Origin of the sequence: Enterobacter sp. CPE_E1241, from assembly GCF_045618265.1 — a bacterium.
Taxonomy (GTDB): domain Bacteria; phylum Pseudomonadota; class Gammaproteobacteria; order Enterobacterales; family Enterobacteriaceae; genus Enterobacter; species Enterobacter adelaidei.
On record NZ_JBIWYV010000001.1, the window covers coordinates 1284682 to 1301877 of the forward strand.

Annotated in this window: 19 protein-coding genes; 8 read left to right on the forward strand and 11 right to left on the reverse strand. The window is 53.7% G+C overall.

Features of this window, described 5'->3' with window-relative positions; all coding sequences use genetic code 11:
• The first annotated feature begins 7 nt into the window (after window positions 1-7).
• Entirely contained in the window at window positions 8-1072 is a 1065-nt protein-coding gene (locus ACJ9Y9_RS06160) for a sugar ABC transporter substrate-binding protein (RefSeq protein WP_028019501.1), read from the forward strand.
• A gap of 89 nt (window positions 1073-1161) precedes the next feature.
• On the forward strand, window positions 1162-2403 hold the full coding sequence (locus ACJ9Y9_RS06165; RefSeq protein ID WP_028019500.1) for an LVIVD repeat-containing protein: 1242 nt from the start codon (window positions 1162-1164) through the stop codon (window positions 2401-2403).
• Window positions 2404-2437: 34 nt separating this feature from the next.
• Here ACJ9Y9_RS06165 and mtnK read toward each other — a convergent pair whose 3' ends face one another.
• The gene (mtnK, locus tag ACJ9Y9_RS06170) at window positions 2438-3637 is read right to left on the reverse strand and encodes an S-methyl-5-thioribose kinase (RefSeq protein ID WP_028019499.1); all 1200 of its coding nucleotides are present in this window, start codon (window positions 3635-3637) and stop codon (window positions 2438-2440) included.
• 103 nt (window positions 3638-3740) lie between these two features.
• Here mtnK and mtnA point away from each other — a divergent pair, with 103 nt between their 5' ends.
• The gene (mtnA, locus tag ACJ9Y9_RS06175) at window positions 3741-4757 is read left to right on the forward strand and encodes an S-methyl-5-thioribose-1-phosphate isomerase (RefSeq protein WP_028019498.1); all 1017 of its coding nucleotides are present in this window, start codon (window positions 3741-3743) and stop codon (window positions 4755-4757) included.
• Window positions 4758-4799: 42 nt separating this feature from the next.
• On the forward strand, window positions 4800-5270 hold the full coding sequence (locus tag ACJ9Y9_RS06180) for an SRPBCC family protein (protein ID WP_028019497.1): 471 nt from the start codon (window positions 4800-4802) through the stop codon (window positions 5268-5270).
• A gap of 59 nt (window positions 5271-5329) precedes the next feature.
• On the opposite strand, the gene ACJ9Y9_RS06185 is transcribed toward ACJ9Y9_RS06180, so the two are convergent.
• From ACJ9Y9_RS06185 to ACJ9Y9_RS06195, 3 genes are read right to left on the reverse strand one after another with little or no spacing between them, the layout of a single operon-like run.
• Window positions 5330-5872 (reverse strand): acireductone dioxygenase, encoded by a 543-nt coding sequence (locus ACJ9Y9_RS06185; protein ID WP_028019496.1) that lies wholly within the window; start codon window positions 5870-5872, stop codon window positions 5330-5332.
• Entirely contained in the window at window positions 5869-6558 is a 690-nt protein-coding gene (gene mtnC, locus ACJ9Y9_RS06190) for an acireductone synthase (protein ID WP_028019495.1), read from the reverse strand. Before mtnC ends, ACJ9Y9_RS06185 begins: the two co-directional genes overlap by 4 nt.
• A complete protein-coding gene (locus ACJ9Y9_RS06195) occupies window positions 6555-7169 on the reverse strand; it encodes a methylthioribulose 1-phosphate dehydratase (RefSeq protein ID WP_028021395.1) in 615 nt (204 codons plus the stop codon). Before ACJ9Y9_RS06195 ends, mtnC begins: the two co-directional genes overlap by 4 nt.
• Before the next feature lie 123 nt (window positions 7170-7292).
• Between ACJ9Y9_RS06195 and ACJ9Y9_RS06200 the strand changes: the two genes are divergently transcribed.
• Window positions 7293-8453: a pyridoxal phosphate-dependent aminotransferase gene (locus tag ACJ9Y9_RS06200; RefSeq protein WP_028019493.1), complete on the forward strand. Its 1161-nt coding sequence runs from the start codon at window positions 7293-7295 to the stop codon at window positions 8451-8453.
• Here the strand turns inward: ACJ9Y9_RS06200 and ACJ9Y9_RS06205 are convergent, their stop codons facing one another.
• The 3 genes from ACJ9Y9_RS06205 to citR all read right to left on the reverse strand — a co-directional run bounded on the left by ACJ9Y9_RS06205 (window position 8454) and on the right by citR (window position 11362).
• Window positions 8454-9080: a ParB/RepB/Spo0J family partition protein gene (locus ACJ9Y9_RS06205; protein WP_028019492.1), complete on the reverse strand. Its 627-nt coding sequence runs from the start codon at window positions 9078-9080 to the stop codon at window positions 8454-8456.
• Window positions 9065-10288 (reverse strand): phosphoadenosine phosphosulfate reductase, encoded by a 1224-nt coding sequence (locus tag ACJ9Y9_RS06210; protein WP_028019491.1) that lies wholly within the window; start codon window positions 10286-10288, stop codon window positions 9065-9067. The genes ACJ9Y9_RS06205 and ACJ9Y9_RS06210 overlap by 16 nt, the downstream gene beginning before the upstream one ends.
• Before the next feature lie 174 nt (window positions 10289-10462).
• A complete protein-coding gene (citR, locus tag ACJ9Y9_RS06215) occupies window positions 10463-11362 on the reverse strand; it encodes a DNA-binding transcriptional repressor CitR (protein ID WP_028019490.1) in 900 nt (299 codons plus the stop codon).
• Between the two features lie 623 nt (window positions 11363-11985).
• On the opposite strand from citR, the gene ahpC reads away from it, so the two are divergent.
• Both ahpC and ahpF read left to right on the forward strand, forming a co-directional pair.
• A complete protein-coding gene (gene ahpC, locus ACJ9Y9_RS06220; protein WP_008501015.1) occupies window positions 11986-12549 on the forward strand; it encodes an alkyl hydroperoxide reductase subunit C in 564 nt (187 codons plus the stop codon).
• A 120-nt stretch (window positions 12550-12669) separates the two neighbouring features.
• Window positions 12670-14235, forward strand: coding sequence for an alkyl hydroperoxide reductase subunit F (gene ahpF, locus ACJ9Y9_RS06225; protein WP_028019489.1), 1566 nt, complete (start codon window positions 12670-12672; stop codon window positions 14233-14235).
• Between the two features lie 60 nt (window positions 14236-14295).
• Here ahpF and uspG read toward each other — a convergent pair whose 3' ends face one another.
• The 3 genes from uspG to rnk all read right to left on the reverse strand — a co-directional run bounded on the left by uspG (window position 14296) and on the right by rnk (window position 15490).
• Window positions 14296-14724: a universal stress protein UspG gene (gene uspG, locus ACJ9Y9_RS06230; protein ID WP_028019488.1), complete on the reverse strand. Its 429-nt coding sequence runs from the start codon at window positions 14722-14724 to the stop codon at window positions 14296-14298.
• A 127-nt stretch (window positions 14725-14851) separates the two neighbouring features.
• Window positions 14852-14941: a small membrane protein YldA gene (gene yldA / locus ACJ9Y9_RS06235; RefSeq protein ID WP_272910382.1), complete on the reverse strand. Its 90-nt coding sequence runs from the start codon at window positions 14939-14941 to the stop codon at window positions 14852-14854.
• Between the two features lie 138 nt (window positions 14942-15079).
• Window positions 15080-15490 carry a nucleoside diphosphate kinase regulator gene (gene rnk / locus ACJ9Y9_RS06240; protein ID WP_028019487.1) on the reverse strand — a complete coding sequence of 137 codons (411 nt, stop codon included), beginning with the start codon at window positions 15488-15490 and terminating at the stop codon, window positions 15080-15082.
• A gap of 246 nt (window positions 15491-15736) precedes the next feature.
• Here rnk and ACJ9Y9_RS06245 point away from each other — a divergent pair, with 246 nt between their 5' ends.
• Window positions 15737-16354: a flavin reductase family protein gene (locus ACJ9Y9_RS06245; protein ID WP_028019486.1), complete on the forward strand. Its 618-nt coding sequence runs from the start codon at window positions 15737-15739 to the stop codon at window positions 16352-16354.
• Here ACJ9Y9_RS06245 and rna read toward each other — a convergent pair.
• Window positions 16348-17121, reverse strand: a complete 774-nt coding sequence (gene rna, locus ACJ9Y9_RS06250) for a ribonuclease I (protein ID WP_407226230.1) — start codon at window positions 17119-17121, stop codon at window positions 16348-16350. The genes ACJ9Y9_RS06245 and rna overlap by 7 nt on opposite strands.
• Window positions 17122-17196: the final 75 nt, after the last annotated feature.

A 17196-nucleotide genomic window follows, 5' to 3' on the forward strand; every position in this document is an offset into this window, starting at 1 on the left:
TAACAGAATGAAAAAAATCGCACTCTCTTTGGTGGCATTGGGTTTATTGACTGCACTGCCTGGCTATGCGGCGACGCCGACGCCGGTTCCGGCAGCCATTGCGAACCACGAAGGCCCGATCCGCATTGCCGTGATCCGCAACCTCGGCTCAGACGACAACACTACCCAGTTTGTCGCCGGTGCCATTCAGGAAGGGAAAAAGCTTGGCTTTAAGGTCAGCACCTTTTTAAGTAACGGTGATGACGCCAAATTCCAGGACTTCGTGAACCAGGCCATCAGCCAGAAATATGACGGGATTATTCTTTCTCAGGGCCGCGATCCGTACGCGACTGCGCTGGTGAAGAAAGCGGTGGATGCCGGGATTAAGGTTTCGGTGTTTGATACCGCCGTTAATGGCGAGATCCCGGGCGTGACCGTCACCCAGCAGGATGATGCCTCCCTGACCAATCTCTCCTTCGGCCAGCTGGCGAAAGATTTCAACGGCAAGGCCAACATCGTCAAGCTGTGGGTTGCCGGCTTCCCGCCGATGGAGCGCCGTCAGGCCGCGTATAAAGAACTGCAAAAGCAGTACCCGGATATCAAAGAGCTGGAGTCCATCGGCGCAGTGTCTTCTGACGTGCAGGGCGACACGGCCAACAAAGTGGGTGCGATTCTGGCGAAATACCCGAAAGGCAAAATCGACGCCATCTGGGGAACCTGGGATGCGTTCAGCCAGGGCGCATATAAGGCCCTGAAAGAGAATGGCCGCACCGAAATCAAACTCTACAGCATCGACATTTCTAACCAGGATCTCCAGCTGATGCGTGAGCCGGGCAGTCCGTGGAAAGTGAGCGTGGCAGTCGATCCAAAGCTGATTGGCGCCACCAACGTGCGTCTGGTGGCGAACAAGATTGCCGGTGAAACCACGCCTGCGACGTACGATTTCAAAGCAGCGGCGATCCCGCAGGCGCTGTTGACCGCCCAGCCGGGTGCAGTGAACGTGGCGTCTCTGGGCAAAATTATTCCGGGCTGGGGCCAGACCGAAGACTTTATCGCGCCGTGGTTTGCGACGCTGGAAGCGAAAAGTAAATAAACCCCTGCCCGGTGGCGCTGCGCTTACCGGGCCTACGGATTTGTAGGCCGGGTAAGGCGCAGCCGCCACCCGGCAAAAAGGAGCCAGAAGTGACCCAATTACCGCCTCCAGAGTACAGCCGCAATATGCGGCTGATTGGCCATAGCGACCAGGGCGGTCGCCCGGACGGCGTGCAGCTGATGGTGCATCGTGGTTTTGCCTATATTGGCCATATGGTGTCGCAAGGGTTTTCGATTGTGGATGTGCGCGACCCGAAAAATCCAAAAGCCGCAGGCTACGTGCCTGCGCCGCCGGGCACCTGGAACGTTCATTTGCAGGCACATGACGACCTGCTGCTGGTGATTAACGCCCGCGATCTGTTTGCCGATGCCCGTTTCGCCGACGAGAAGGTCTACTACACCCGTCAGGTGGGGGAGACCGTCAGCGATGTTCGGGATAAAGGCTGGAGCGCCGGGCTGCGGGTATTTGATATCTCCACGCCGGACACGCCGCGCGAAATCGGTTTTCTGTCACTGAACGGTATCGGTATTCATCGCATCTGGTACGTCGGCGGGCGCTGGGCTTACGTCTCGGCGCTGATCGACGGTTTTACCGATTACATCTTCCTGACCATCGATCTGGCCGAACCACGCAAGCCCGAGGTGGCGGGGCGCTGGTGGCTGCCGGGGATGAACCAGGCCGAAGGCGAACAGCCTGAGTGGCCGGAAGGTAAACGCTACGCGCTGCACCACGCGATTATCGCCGGGGACACGGCTTACGGCAGCTGGCGTGATGGCGGGCTGACGTTGCTGGACGTGAAAGACCGAACCCAGCCGAAGCTGATTAGCCACCGTAACTGGAGCCCGCCGTTTGGTGGCGGCACCCACACTGCGCTGCCGTTGCCGGACCGCGATCTGCTGGTGGTGCTCGACGAAGCGGTGTTGGATAACCAGGAAGATGGTGAGAAGCTGATCTGGTTGTTTGATATTCGCGAGCCAGCGAACCCAGTGAGTATTTCGACCTTCCCGCAGCCGGATGAGATTGATTACGTGGCGAAAGGGGCGCACTTCGGCCCGCATAATCTGCATGAAAACCGACCGGGGAGCTTTGTCAGTTCAACGCTGATTTTTGCCACGTACCAGAATGCGGGCGTGCGCGCGTATGATATTTCCAATCCGTACCGTCCGGTGGAAACCGGGGCTCTGGTGCCAGCGGCACCGGAGAGGATGATGGATACGCGGCCGAATCGCCCGCAGGTGATCCAGTCCTGCGATGTGTTTGTGGACGCGCAGGGAATTATCTACAGCACGGATTACAACGGCGGGTTGTCGGTGATTGAGTATCTGGGGTAGGTTTTGCCCCTCTCCCACGGGGAGAGGGAGTAACTTAGCTGTACTGACGCACCCTTGCCACCAGCTCTTCCGCATTGTCGATGCGCTCGGCAAGCACAATCAACGCTCTGCCGAGCGTAATGGCGTGGCGCAGGCATTCGTGGCGCATGGCGTCGTCCTGAATGGTGTCGATATCCGCCACGTGGGAAAGCCCGACGCTGCGGCGAATCAGCTCGGTGCCGCAGAACCCGATGGCGTCATGCCAGACCTTTTTCAGGAACGCGGAGGCGTAGCCCGGTGTGCTGAGCGCGGTGTCGCGGGCTTTCTCGTTTGCCAGCGCCTGGAAGCGTTCAGCGAAGGTCGACCACAGCTCCTGAATATCCGTCAGACGCTGCTCGCGGGCGGCAGCGGCATCGCGAATACCCAGATGCCCAGGCAGGCCGCAGAAGTTCAGCAGCAGGTTGCCGATGGCGGTGCCGACATCAAAGCCAATCGGACCGAAGTAACCGAACTCGGCATCGATGGCCTTCAGGCTACCGTCTGCCACGAAAATCGAGCCGCTGTGAATATCGCCGTGCAGCAGCGCTTCAGCGTGGGAGAAGAAACGGTGCTTGAGTGAGGCCACCGCGATTTTTAGCTGAGCATCTTCACGCAGAGCAGCAGCGTCGTTTTCCAGCTCGGCAGGGTAGTTGTTGCGCTCGTGGATCTGGTACGGATCGTTGAAGAACAGATCTTCAGTGATTTCGCACATCTCCGGGTTAATGAACTTCGCCACCTGTGCTTTTTTATCGTGCGGGTGCAGATAGAAATCGCTGGTGTGGAACAGCGTGTGCGCGAGATATTCCCCCAGTTGGCGCGCGGCCTGCGGGTAGTAGCGGTTATTAATCAACTCGCCGCGCCAGATGTTATGGCTGGAGAGATCTTCCATCACCATCACCGCCAGTGCCGGGTCGAAGTGGTGGATTTTCACGGTGTGCTGCGGGCTATGCTGGTAATGCTCGACGAGGGTTTGCGCTTCAAGACGGGCGCGATCCAGCGTCAGCGGCCAGGACTCGCCAACACAGCGGACGTAAGGCAGGGCCTGTTTCACGATGATGCGGCTCTCGCCCTGGGTATCGAAAATTTTGAACACCAGATTGAGGTTGCCGTCGCCCACTTCCTGCGCTTCGACCAGTGAGGAGGGATCGTCAAGGCCGCCAAACTGCTTTGCATACTCCACGGCGTCCTGGGCGGTAAAGGTACGGTATTGCGACATTGCTGCTCCTCACGGGTTTGCTAATAAAGACATGTAGACGTCTACACTTCTGGATTTCATCCTGACACAATGTGCTACATCAACGCAACAGAGAATTAACGACATGCAGACATTACAGACGACCAGCCTGCGGGTGGCGGAAAATCAGCTATTTATTCTCGATCAGCAGGCGCTTCCGCAGGAGAAACGCTGGCTGGACGCCTCTACGGTAGAGTTGCTGGTGGGGCATATTCACGCCCTGCGGGTGCGCGGCGCGCCGCTGATTGGTCTCTCTGCAAGCCTGCTGCTGGCGCTGCTGGCGGAAAACGGCAAAAGTCGAGACGAACTGGCACTGGCACTGGAGACACTGCGCGCCTCCCGCCCGACTGCAGTCAACCTGATGAACAACCTCGACCGCATGAAGCTGGCGCTATGGCAGGAAGATTTTGTTTCGGCGCTGGTGGCGGAAGCGCTGCGTCTGATCGACGAAGATAAACAGCTTTGCGAGGCCATTGCGAAAGCCGGTAGTGCGTTGGTAAAACCCGGCAGCCGCCTGCTGACCCACTGCAACACCGGCGGGCTGGCGACGGCAGGCGTTGGTACGGCGCTTGGGGTGATTGCCCGTGCTCATCAGGAAGGTAAGATCAGCAACGTCTGGGTGGATGAAACTCGCCCGCTGTTGCAAGGCGGAAGGTTGACCGCATGGGAGCTGGGTGAGCTGGGGGTACCGTATCAGCTGATTACCGATTCCATGGCCGCGAGCCTGATGGCAAAAGGTCTGGTAGACGCCGTATGGGTAGGTGCAGACCGCATTGCCGCTAACGGTGACGTGGCGAACAAAATCGGCACTTACTCGCTGGCGGTGCTGGCGAAATTCCACGGCATTCCGTTCTACGTGGCCGCTCCGCAAACCACGCTCGACCCGGATTGCCCAAACGGCGAAGCTATCCCAATAGAACAGCGAGCCGCCAGCGAAGTGACGGGCGTGGCGGGAAGTTTTGGCGCGGTGCAGTGGGCACCGGAAAACGCACGGGTTTATAACCCGGCGTTTGACGTTACGCCTGCATCGCTTATTAGTGGATGGGTGCTGGATACCGGCGTAGTGATGCCAGAGGACGTGGCAAAGGGGAAATTTGCCTGAGCCTGGCTATCCTTTAAGGGTTTCCCCTTAGAGGACAGAATCGTGAAGCTTGATCCCAACACAGACCTAAAACTGGAACGCGTGGTGGATGCACCACGCGACCTGCTGTGGCTCTGCTGGACCACACCGGAACACATCAAAAATTTCTTTATCCCTGTCCCTCATAAAGTGACCGAATGCGACCTCGACCTGCGCGTGGGCGGACGGTTTAACACCGTTTTTGAGGTAGATGGACAACGGATGGACAACAAGGGTGTCTTTCTGGAGATCGACCCGGGCAGGAAACTGGTCTTCACCGATGGCTACACCGAGGACTGGAAACCGGCAGAAAAACCCTTTATGACAGCAATCCTGCTGCTGGAAGATGCGGGAGAGGGCAAAACCCGTTACACCGCGATTGCCCGCCATCCCACGGCGGAAATCCGTGAACAGCACGAGCAGATGGGCTTCCACGAAGGGTGGGGGATTGTGCTGGATCAACTGGTGGCGTATGTGAAGGGGCTCAACACATAGTGCGCGCTGATGCCCTCACCCCGGCCCTCTCCCCGTGGGAGAGGGAGTAAACTGCTGCGTCATGCGAGTTTCGGATACGCATCTGCAATGGCATCACCAGTAAACTGCGCAATCCATCCCTCCGGGTTATCGAAAATACGGATCGCAGTAAAGTTCGGCTCTGAACCCATATCAAACCAGTGGGGCGTGCCAGCGGGTACGGAAATCAGGTCGTTTTTCTCGCACAGCACCTGATACACCTCCTCGCCAATGTGCAGGCAGAACAGCCCTGCGCCTTCCACGAAGAAACGCACTTCATCTTCGCCGTGTGTATGTTCATTCAGGAACTTCGCGCGCAGCGCCTCTTTCTGCGGGTTGTCGGCGCGCAGGCTGATCACGTCCCAGCTCTGATAGCCTTTCTCCGCCACCAGCTTGTCGATGGCATGCTGATACGCCTCGATCACGGCTTCAGGTGCAGGGTCGCGGCCTAAATCACGATCCGCAGCCCAGCGTTCAAACCGCACGCCTTTGGCGTTGAGCTGTTGGGCGATCTCGTCTGCGTTGGTGCTGTGCCACTGGTGTTGACTGGCGTCTTTATCGGAATAAATGGTTAATGCGCTCATGAAGGGATCTGCTCCGGATTAATCTCGTCGAACTGGTGTACCTGATGGTGATGGCTTGCGCCGTCATCATCACCACGAATCAGTTGCAGGGTGCGAAAGCCTGCCTGTTCAGCGGCGTCCAGTTCCTGATGAATATCCGACAGGAACAGGATCTGCGACGGGGCAATACCCGTTTGCGTCGCAATGTTCTGATAAGACTGCACGTCGCGCTTGGCACCAATGTGGGTATCAAAATAACCGCTGAACAGATGAGTAATATCACCTTCGTCGCTGTAGCCAAATAACAGTTTCTGCGCAGCAACGGAGCCAGAGGAATAAACATAGAGATCAATGCCTTGCGCTTTCCATTTTTCCAGCGCAGGCAGCACGTCCGGGTAGAGATGGCCGGTAAAGTCACCGTTCACATAGCCGTCGTGCCAGATGATGCCCTGCAGGGCCTTCAGCGCAGTGGATTTGCGATCTTCATCCATAAAGGCAAACAGGGCCTCGATAAGCTCGCTGGTACTGGCATGCGGGTTGCTGATTTCATCACGCAGATTGTCCAGAATGGAGTTGACCGGCTCGGCGTACTGCTGGGCAGTCACGAAGGCCGCCAGCCGTTCACGCGCGTAGGGGAACAAAACATCGTGGACAAAACGGATATCGCTGGTGGTGCCTTCAATATCCGTCACAATTGCGCGAATCATACTCTCTCCAGTTGTCGTAAACGCATTTCGCATTCAAATAAGAATTCTAGCCCTTCCAGATGACGGCGGGCTTCTGCCACGTCACGTCCCCAGCAGGTTAAGCCATGGCCGCGCAGAAGAAAACCATAATTAAGCGGGCGTTCCTGAGCGTAATGGGCGATTCGTGAGGCGAGGGCGTCAATATCCTGGTCATTGTCAAATACCGGGATAGCGACTGTATCCAGATGCGAGGTCTGTCCGATAAGGGATTTTTGCATCTCGAAACCGCTGATTTTCAGCTCGGCTTCTTTGACCAGGCGGGATAACACCGTGGCGTTGACGGTGTGGACATGCAGCACCGCGTTGGCCTCCGGGAACAGGCGGTAAATCAGCGTATGGAGGCCGGTTTCTGCTGACGGCTTACGGTCCGACGGTGCGCGATTGGTGGCAATTTCCACCTGCAAAAAATCGTCTGTGGTGAGGCTGCCTTTATCTTTGCCGGACTCACTGAGCCAGCAAAGCTGCGCATCCTGACGCACCGACATATTACCGCCGGTAGCAGGCGCCCAGCCTTTGGCGCCAATCCAGCGGCAGGCATCGACCAGGTGTGTGAGTTGCAGGTTGTCTGTCATTTTCCTTTTGCCCTCCCGGACAGGAATATGGATATGGTTTAGACGTCTAAGCGTCTTGATTGCCAAAGACTAACATCGTGTTATAGTGGCAGCAACATAAGTATTACAAGCAGGCACACTACAATGAGCAACAACGCATTGATTCCGCAGAGTAAACTTCCCAATCTTGGCACCACCATCTTCACGCAGATGAGTGCGCTGGCGCAGCAACATAACGCCATTAATCTTTCGCAAGGGTTCCCGGATTTTGACGGCCCGGCTTTTCTGCAGGAACGTCTGGCGTACCATGTTGCACAGGGGGCGAATCAGTATGCGCCGATGACGGGCGTACAGGCGCTGCGGGACGCCATTGCGGACAAGACGGCCGAGTTATATGGCTATAAGCCCGATGCGGCCAGCGACATTACGGTAACCGCCGGGGCGACCGAAGCGCTGTATGCGGCTATTACTGCGCTGGTGCGTACGGGCGATGAGGTTATCTGCTTTGACCCGAGCTACGACAGCTATGCGCCTGCGGTTGAACTTTCCGGCGGCGTGGTGAAACGTGTTGCGCTCCAGCCACCGCATTTCCGCCCAGACTGGCAGGCATTTGAGGGGCTGCTGAGCGAAAAAACTCGCCTGGTGATTCTGAATACACCGCATAACCCGTCTGCGACGGTGTGGCAGAAAGCTGATTTCGCGGCGCTGTGGCAGGCCATTGGTGACCGTGAAATTTACGTGCTGAGCGATGAAGTCTACGAGCACATCTGCTTTGCCGAAGAAGGGCACGCCAGCGTGCTGGCCCATCCGCAGCTTCGCGAGCGGGCGATCGCCGTCTCGTCATTCGGTAAAACTTACCATATGACCGGCTGGAAAGTGGGCTACTGCGTGGCCCCGGCAGCCATCAGTGCTGAGTTACGTAAAGTGCACCAGTACCTGACGTTTGCGGTGAACACGCCAGCTCAACTGGCACTGGCGGATATGCTGCGAGCAGAACCAGAGCATTATCGCGATCTGCCCGATTTCTATCGTGAACGTCGGGATCTGTTTGTGAATGCGCTGAGTAAAAGCCGTCTGGAAATTTTACCGTCTGAAGGTACGTACTTCCTGCTGGCAGATTACAGTGCTATTTCGGATCTGGATGATGTGAGTTTCTGCCAGTGGTTGACAAAAGAAGTGGGTGTGGCAGCCATTCCTCTGTCGGTTTTCTGCGCCGATCCCTTCCCGCATAAACTTATCCGCCTTTGCTTCGCAAAGCAGGAATCGACGCTACTGGCGGCTGCAGAGTGCCTGAACACACTCTGATTATTTTACCGTCCAGGCTTCTGAGTAACGACGGTCTGCAAACAGTTCCAGCAGACCGTTGATTTGCTTGAGACGCAGGACCTCGTCGCTGTCCATACCGAGCTCTTTGCTAATTTTCTCATCATTCCAGCCAAGCTGTGCCAGTTCACGGACGATGTCTGACATGGCATTGATCTGGTGTCGACCACGCGCCCGGTTGTGACGAATGGTTGCGGCCATACGGTTATTTTTATCCTGTCGGTCCTGGCGCAGGCAGGTGACGGGTAGGTATCCCTTGAGCTGATGCTTTAGTGCCGCCCGATGGGTGCCGATTTCATGCCGATGAAAACCATCCACGATTTCGTAGTGCTGCGGCTCACTTTCTGTTACCACGATAGGTTGGGTGAATCCATCAAGTTCCAGCGATTGACTGAGCAGCCGCTTTTCAGGAGGTGCAACATTATTGGGGTTGTAATCGTTGGCGGTAATCGCGTCCTGCCTGATCCAGAGGACACAGTCTATAGGTTGCTCGCGAAAAGGGCTGTTTCGATGTATTGCTTCACGAAATGCATTTATGGCATTAATTCGCTCCTCTTCGGGAAGTGACTGAAGATACGTTTCCATCTCGGTAATTATTCTTTGTCGCATAAAATGCCCCACTCCTTGCGTTTAGCCTTCATTCTGTCGCTGTAGCGTTGATAATATTTGGGCTTATTAGGGCTGAATGACAACGCCCTGCACCAGTAATCGTTATTGAGTAAAACCTTGCAGATACGGCGCCATGAAGGGATATCTCTGGAGCCGATATCACCGTCCTGCGTATCGGGAATATCGGCCATACCCCTCTTCTGATACCAGTGCAGGTAAATGGCGATTTTATTGCGGTAATGTTCTGCTGTATTTTGCGGCATGCTGTCGAGGAGCAGCATGGCATATTCGCGCCAGCAAAGGTGTTCGGGTTTGAGGATTTTCCTGTGACCATAAAAATGGTTATCGTGACCGGCATAGATCCCTCCGCTGCGCACGCCGCTCACCCGTTCACACATGGCCGCCCAGCGTTCAGGCTCAACAACATGGTAGAGCCACAACCCCTGGCGTTGCTCCGGGCCAAAGGGTTCACAGATGCGCATATAGCGAGGCGGCACCCCAGCCTGGAACATCAGGTCATAGAGCGGGTTATAACAACATCCCGATTCGGCGAACCAGGTCCAGATATCGGCGGTTTTCCAGTCGTAGAGAGGGTAGATATACCAGGCGTGTCCACCCGGTGCGACGCTCGTCCAGGGTTTATCATCTGCAAACCGCTGCTTACGTGCCGAAGCGATAGCCAGAAAACGGTTGTAAGACTCATCGGCGCGAATACCAATCAGCACGGCGGCCGGGCGATTGCATGAGTACCAGTCGGAGAAACAGCGGACAAAGGTCTCAAACGTCATTCCTGGCTGGTAGAAAGGAAAATAGTTGGGATCGGTTATCGCATCTTCTGGTGGCTGGCGAACCCAACGGGTACCGGGTTCCCAGCATTGCCATTCCGGCTGGAATTGTGACAGCGAATTTTGCGTTGTCAGGGGAAGCGCCACCCACCAGAAATGGTCAATAACATCGCTGTACAGTTCGCGCATATGTTCAACATGGGTGATGGTATGGGAAAATTGTGCTTCCCAGTCGATAAAGAGCACATCTATTTTGGTTTTCATCAGACGTGCCTGCCGGGCAACAAGATGAAGCATGACGGTGGAGTCTTTACCCCCCGAAAAAGAGACGCAGGTCCTGGGTAAATGCTCGAGAGTCCATTTTATTCGCTCCCGTGCGGCAGTGAGAACATCCTGATTCAGAGGGGACTTATAAATTGACATGGTTATTCTCATCCTGAGTAATAAATACCAGACGTTAGTATCAAGACTGGAGAAAGGATTGTATCAGTCAAAAAAATAAATGAATGTAAAAAATAATGCGTTTATTTATATAACGACGGTGTATGTTTTTGAAAGCTTGTGGCTCCGAATTTTGTACCGGGGCCACGAAAAAACTCATGGTAAGGTTATTTCCTCAATGAAACTTGCGAATGCTGAGCTGTTTAACGCAGAGCGATTATACATCATGTAAATATCAATACCTGGGAATTTGATGTCGGTTTCGATTTTACGTAATTTCAGTGCGGAACCATATTGTTCAAAGGCCGCAACTGGCGCTATTCCAATGAGGTCGGATGAACTGATCATCGTCAGAAGCGAAATAAAAGAGTCACTACGAAAGACAATATTTCTTTCCGTTAAAAAGTGGTCGACCTGTTCCTGATAGGCTTTAACGCTGCTCGCATCGCTCAGGTAGGCGGTGAAGTTTTCATTGAGAATCTCTTCGCACGTCGGGTTTTCGCTGATGCGCGGATGATCCTCCCGACAAACCAGAACAAAAGGAAGTTGAGAAAACCGACTGCAGGTGATGGAGCGGCTGTTTAAGGGCGTAAACGAAAAAACCAGGTCCGCTTTTCGGTAGGCCAGCAGGTCTTCTGCTGAATCCGGCGCAAGAAAAACATCATGCAATTCAACTTCATAATTATACTTATCGATGAGCAGTCTCATCGGGCCAAGCATGATTTTTGTGCTCAAAACCTGCGGGCAGTAGATCACAAAACTCTTCTTTAGCCCACTGCTGTGCATCATGTTAATGGTCTGCTCGAGCTGGTTAAGATTTTGCTCCAGATGTTGATGCAGATTGACGCCGACGGTGGTCGGGGTGATCCCTTTACCAGAACGGATAAACAGCGGGTCGTTAAGTTGACCTCGCAGACGTTGCAGTGATTGGCTTACCGCGGACGGCGTGATATAGAGCGTCTCGGCTGCTTTACTGATACTCAGATGTTGATAAATGCACTCAAAAATAACTAACAGGTTAAGGTCGAATTTTTTAAGGTCGTAGAGGTTTGCCATGTTTCGTCCTGAGAATGCTGTGTTTGCTAGGGTTATCACATCACTGATAACTATAGTTTGAAGTTAACCATTTACAATCCTTGTGGCTAACGCTCTTAATTTTAATTTAAACGCATCTTAATATATCACGGCGTCAGATTATTGAAATAGTACTTCAAAGGTGATTAAGGTAATTTTATCTTGGAAGTTCAGGTGGTCGTTTTAAATAACAACTGTCATTTATAAATGACGATATTTTTATCACGAAAATAAATGTATAACGCGCCGGAATGATGTTAGGCGTAACCTATTGCAGCCATAGACAGGAATGTCGCTCTTATGGATTGCCCAATACCTGTACGGGTGGTGTAATCAAACCGCTGTTACTGCCTTGATATAAAGGGTTGTAGAGCGCAACGCAACGCCAGTTTCGGCTGGCACTGAATGTACCCGCGGGGAATTCAGGTATCAGGGCCGCCCGTTGAGGCGGCCTTTTTACTTTTGGCGTTTCCTTTAAAAGGTTCACCTTATTGTCTTGTTGGTGTTGTTAGGTATCGCTGATTGATTTGATAACGCAAACGCATTAGCCCCGATGAGCAAAGTTGGTTACCTTACTTCTCAACGAAAACACGGAGGAAGTACAGATGTCTTTGATTAATACCAAAATTAAACCTTTCAAAAACCAGGCGTTCAAAAACGGTGAATTCATTGAAGTCACTGAGAAAGATACCGAAGGTCGCTGGAGCGTGTTCTTCTTCTATCCGGCTGACTTTACTTTTGTTTGCCCGACCGAACTGGGTGACGTTGCAGACCATTACGACGAACTGCAGAAGCTGGGCGTAGACGTTTACTCTGTGTCCACCGACACTCACTTCACTCATAAAGCATGGCACAGCAGCTCTGAAACCATCGCGAAAATCAAATACGCGATGATCGGCGACCCGACTGGCGCCCTGACCCGTAACTTCGACAACATGCGTGAAGATGAAGGCCTGGCTGATCGTGCGACCTTTGTCGTTGACCCGCAGGGCATTATTCAGGCTATCGAAGTTACCGCTGAAGGTATCGGCCGTGATGCTTCTGACCTGCTGCGTAAAGTGAAAGCTGCTCAGTACGTAGCGTCTCACCCAGGCGAAGTGTGCCCGGCAAAATGGAAAGAAGGCGAAGCGACTCTGGCTCCATCCCTGGACCTGGTCGGTAAAATCTAAGTCTTGTCCACCCAATGGGCGCATCCGCGCCCATTTCATTCCAGCACCATGATGCAAGTTGCGTTCAGGCCGCCTGTATAAGGCAGCTTGCATGATGACGTTTTAAGAGAGGGAAGAAGAATGCTCGACACTAACATGAAAACCCAGCTCAAGGCCTATCTTGAGAAACTGACTAAACCTGTTGAGCTGATTGCCACGCTGGATGACAGCGCGAAATCGGCAGAGATCAAGGAACTGCTGACAGAGATCGCTGAACTGTCACCGAAAGTGACCTTCAAAGAAGATAATGCGCGTGCCGTCCGCAAGCCGTCTTTCCTGATTACCAACCCGGGATCTGACCAGGGGCCGCGCTTTGCCGGTTCTCCGCTGGGGCATGAATTTACGTCGCTGGTGCTGGCACTGCTGTGGACTGGCGGTCATCCGTCAAAAGAAGCGCAGACGCTGTTGGAACAGATCCGTGATATCGACGGTGATTTTGAGTTTGAAACCTATTATTCACTCTCCTGCCACAACTGCCCGGATGTGGTGCAGGCGCTGAACCTGATGTCGGTTCTGAACCCACGCATCAAACACACGGCGATCGACGGTGGTACGTTCCAGAACGAAATTACCGATCGCAACGTGATGGGGGTTCCGGCTGTATACATGAACGGTAAAGAATTTGGCCAGGGCCGCATGACGCTCACCGAAATCGTTGCCAAAGTGGACACTGGCGCTGAAAAACGTGCGGCGGAAGAGCTGAACAAACGCGATGCTTACGACGTGCTGATCGTCGGTTCCGGTCCGGCGGGCGCGGCAGCGGCGGTTTACTCTGCCCGTAAAGGGATTCGTACCGGTCTGATGGGCGAGCGCTTTGGCGGCCAGGTACTGGATACTGTGGACATCGAAAACTACATCTCCGTACCGAAAACCGAAGGCCAGAAGCTGGCCGGAGCTCTGAAGGCGCACGTTAGCGATTATGAGGTTGACGTTATCGACAGCCAGAGCGCCAGCAAACTGGTGCCGTCTGCAATAGAAGGCGGTTTACACCAGATTGAAACGGCCTCCGGCGCGGTATTGAAGGCACGCAGCATCATCATTGCCACCGGTGCAAAATGGCGCAATATGAACGTCCCGGGAGAAGATCAGTATCGCACCAAAGGCGTGACCTATTGTCCTCACTGCGACGGCCCACTGTTCAAAGGTAAACGCGTGGCGGTGATCGGCGGCGGGAACTCGGGTGTGGAAGCGGCTATTGACCTGGCCGGTATTGTTGAACATGTGACTCTGCTTGAGTTCGCGCCAGAAATGAAAGCGGATCAGGTGCTGCAGGACAAAGTGCGCAGCCTGAAAAACGTCGACATCGTACTGAATGCGCAGACCACGGAAGTGAAGGGTGACGGCAGCAAAGTGACCGGACTGGAATACCGTGACCGCGTGAGTGGCGATGTGCATAACGTTCAGCTTTCCGGGATCTTCGTACAGATTGGTCTGCTGCCGAACACCACCTGGCTGGAAGGTGCAATTGAGCGCAACCGCATGGGTGAAATCATCATTGATGCGAAGTGTGAAACCAGCGTAAAAGGCGTGTTTGCGGCGGGTGACTGTACGACTGTGCCGTACAAACAGATCATCATCGCCACTGGCGAAGGGGCTAAGGCGTCGCTGAGCGCGTTTGACTATCTGATCCGCACCAAAACCGCATAACAAAAGAAAGTAAGACTACACCTGCAAAATCAAGAGGCCACCCAAAGGTGGCCTCTTTTTTTATCTCACCACCATCACCGGAATATGCGTGTGACGGATCACGCTGGAGGCGTTTGAACCCAGCAGATGTGTGGTGATGGAAGGGTTGCGCGAACCAATGACCACCACGTCTGCTTTCAGTTCGCTTGCCAGTTCGTTAACGGCATCGCGCACGCTACCGAACCTGACATGGGTTTTGATGCGTGAAGGATCGATACTGAAATGGCTGGCCATGGTTTGCAGGCGATTTTCAGCTTCGTGCTGCAGATGTTCTTCGAAGCGACGCACATCAGCAGCAAAGCGGTGCAGGCTCAGGCTGGCGGAACCGGGCAATACGTGCAAAAGATGGATAACACCGTCCTTCTGCGCCAGAAACTCCGCATGGCGTACCGCTTTGTCGCTCAACTCCATCTCAAAAACATCAACCGGCATAATGATTCTCTGATACATACCCGTTTCTCCTTGTTTATAAACGCTAAAAACATTCAAGCATAAAATGATTCAGGTTTCTGATAGCTGTCTGGCACTTTTTCAAGCCATGGAATATTTTACGTTTGAGAAGCAGGAGAAAAACGCGTTACCAGTAGCGCTCAAGATAGAGCACTGCCGTGACGATGATCGCCACAAAAATCAGAAAAATAAGTGTGATAGCCAGTATCTCACTCATAGCCGTCCCCACGGCACCAAAACAGATTAAGCGTGGATTAAGGCCTTTTCGCGCGATATAAGCATTTCGGGTGAATTTGCGGAAAGAGGATGCGGCTGCATCCTCTGTGCAAAGCGGTGGGCGCTTGTTCAGAAGGGGTTAACGCAGGTAATCGCCTGCGGCTTCTGGCTGGTAGATCAGTGCCAGCACTTCCAGGTGGGTAGAGGTACCTCCCGGTAACTCCCAGTGGATGGTATCCCCTGTGCGCAGCCCCAACAGTGCGGCCCCCACTGGTGCCAGAACGGAAAGCTGTGTGCTGCTGTCTGTCATCTGTGCAGGGTAAACCAGCGTGCGGGTCAACTCTTCACCGGTAGTCAGATTGCGGAATTTTACCTGGCTGTTCATGGTGACGACGTCATGCGGCATCGACTCTGGCGTGCACATCTGTGCCCGGTCGAGCTCCTCGTTCAGGGCGTCAGCCACCGGAAGTGAGGCGAATTCTGCTTTTTCCAGCAGTCTGTCGATACGTTCTGCGTCGAGTTCATTGATGATAATTGTAGGTCTGGACATTTTTTACTCCATGTCGTTAATACTGCGTGTAACGCAGAAACCAATCCAAAAGAAAACCCTCGCCGTCTGGCAGCGAGGGTTTAACTCTCCCGATAATACTGGCTGAGCGTGCAAGTTTGAAGTGATGAAAGTCACATTCATGGTCCATATGAATTTTCGCTGAAATTTATTCAGTCTTCATTCCTGGCAGAATACGTTACGCTGAGAGTTCTGAATCCGGGCGTTGCCCTCCAGGGAGAGAAAACGATGTACTTCTACCAACCGTCTCAGGGACACGGCCTGCCGCATGACCCGCTGAACGCCATTATTGGCCCACGTCCGATTGGCTGGATCTCATCCTGCGACCATGCAGGTCAACTGAACCTCGCACCGTATAGCTTCTTTAACTGCTTTAACTATCGCCCGCCGATCATCGGTTTTTCCAGCAATGGCTGGAAGGACAGCGTGCGTAATATTACCGAAACAAAAGAGTTCGTCTGGAACCTGGCGACGCGCGATTTAGCCGAAGCAATGAATGAAACCTCCGCCACACTTCCTCACGGGAAAGATGAATTTACCTTTGCCGGGTTGACGCCTGCGACCAGCCAGTTGGTGCGCGCGCCACGTGTGGCAGAAAGCCCGGTGAACTTTGAGTGTCGCCTGTCGCAGTGCATTCAGTTGACCGGGGCCGATGGTACGCCGGTAGACACCTGGCTGGTATTGGGAGAGGTGGTCGGTATTCACATTGCCGAAACGCTGCTGGAAGAGGGGATATACCAGACGGCGAAAGCGCAGCCCATCCTGCGTGCGGGTGGGCCGACGGCTTACTATGGCATCAGTGATGAAAACCGGTTTGATATGGTACGACCGGTAGTAAGTCAGTAACCCGCCTTATCAATGACGAATTGTGTTCCGCAGTTACCAGGATGTGGCTGCGGTGCAAATGATGTCGCAGAAAGTGGATTATTAATGGTGTCAGCCTTCAGCGAAACCTGCATTTCGGTCAGATAAGCCGGATTACCATTGCAGGTCAGCTTGAACGCTTTGATATTCTCCTTGCTCCAGCTTTTGGCAACGGCATTGTCAAAATCGCTGCGAGTAACGGTTTTACCGTAGTTATCCGCCAGGAATTTACCGACCTCGCTGTTTTTTATTTCCTGATTCATTCGCACCATCGTGCCGAAATAGGCATCGGGATCAAAACCAAAGCAGACGCCATGTTTGGCATATTCGTAACGTTCCAGACAGGAGTTACCACCTGCGCCGGGCATCACGCTATTCAGCTTCGCGGCACCGGAAAGCGACAGTCCGGTTTCGGCGGCAGCGCATTTTCGGCTGGCTTTCGCTTCTGGCATATTTGGAATGGGGCGCGTGGCGCAGCCGAAGCGCATCCAGCGACGTTCATCCACGCCACGTGCGGCAATAGATTTCGGCAAACCAGGCCATAACCCGTGGACAGTCAGAAAATCAGCTTTATTTTCACGCTCTTTTTGCAGTCGGCATTCGTCAGGCTCATTGCGGTTACGTTCGACCATGCTCTGACAAAACCCGGTTTGCCAGGACAGCGCCAGCACATAGAGATCGAAATCGCCATACTGCGTTGCCTTTAGCGGATCGGCCTGTGTGGAGAAGACACAAAGTGCCAGCGCCATTGCGCCAGACGGGATTACGATATCCTTCCTGAACATGTGATTTCCTGATCGAATAAACATGATTAATTTCTGGAA

Excerpts from the sequence above, each read along its gene's own strand:
- rna (WP_407226230.1), bottom strand. The coding sequence starts at position 17,121 with ATGGCGCTGGCACTTTGTGTCTTCTCCACACAGGCCGATCCGCTAAAG.
- mtnA (WP_028019498.1), top strand. The coding sequence starts at position 3,741 with ATGCAGACATTACAGACGACCAGCCTGCGGGTGGCGGAAAATCAGCTA.
- ACJ9Y9_RS06245 (WP_028019486.1), top strand. The coding sequence starts at position 15,737 with ATGTACTTCTACCAACCGTCTCAGGGACACGGCCTGCCGCATGACCCG.
- ACJ9Y9_RS06160 (WP_028019501.1), top strand. The coding sequence starts at position 8 with ATGAAAAAAATCGCACTCTCTTTGGTGGCATTGGGTTTATTGACTGCA.
- mtnC (WP_028019495.1), bottom strand. The coding sequence starts at position 6,558 with ATGATTCGCGCAATTGTGACGGATATTGAAGGCACCACCAGCGATATC.
- ahpC (WP_008501015.1), top strand. The coding sequence starts at position 11,986 with ATGTCTTTGATTAATACCAAAATTAAACCTTTCAAAAACCAGGCGTTC.
- yldA (WP_272910382.1), bottom strand. The coding sequence starts at position 14,941 with ATGAGTGAGATACTGGCTATCACACTTATTTTTCTGATTTTTGTGGCG.
- ACJ9Y9_RS06205 (WP_028019492.1), bottom strand. The coding sequence starts at position 9,080 with ATGCGACAAAGAATAATTACCGAGATGGAAACGTATCTTCAGTCACTT.
- rnk (WP_028019487.1), bottom strand. The coding sequence starts at position 15,490 with ATGTCCAGACCTACAATTATCATCAATGAACTCGACGCAGAACGTATC.
- ahpF (WP_028019489.1), top strand. The coding sequence starts at position 12,670 with ATGCTCGACACTAACATGAAAACCCAGCTCAAGGCCTATCTTGAGAAA.
- ACJ9Y9_RS06210 (WP_028019491.1), bottom strand. The coding sequence starts at position 10,288 with ATGTCAATTTATAAGTCCCCTCTGAATCAGGATGTTCTCACTGCCGCA.
- ACJ9Y9_RS06185 (WP_028019496.1), bottom strand. The coding sequence starts at position 5,872 with ATGAGCGCATTAACCATTTATTCCGATAAAGACGCCAGTCAACACCAG.
- mtnK (WP_028019499.1), bottom strand. The coding sequence starts at position 3,637 with ATGTCGCAATACCGTACCTTTACCGCCCAGGACGCCGTGGAGTATGCA.
- ACJ9Y9_RS06200 (WP_028019493.1), top strand. The coding sequence starts at position 7,293 with ATGAGCAACAACGCATTGATTCCGCAGAGTAAACTTCCCAATCTTGGC.
- uspG (WP_028019488.1), bottom strand. The coding sequence starts at position 14,724 with ATGTATCAGAGAATCATTATGCCGGTTGATGTTTTTGAGATGGAGTTG.
- ACJ9Y9_RS06195 (WP_028021395.1), bottom strand. The coding sequence starts at position 7,169 with ATGACAGACAACCTGCAACTCACACACCTGGTCGATGCCTGCCGCTGG.
- citR (WP_028019490.1), bottom strand. The coding sequence starts at position 11,362 with ATGGCAAACCTCTACGACCTTAAAAAATTCGACCTTAACCTGTTAGTT.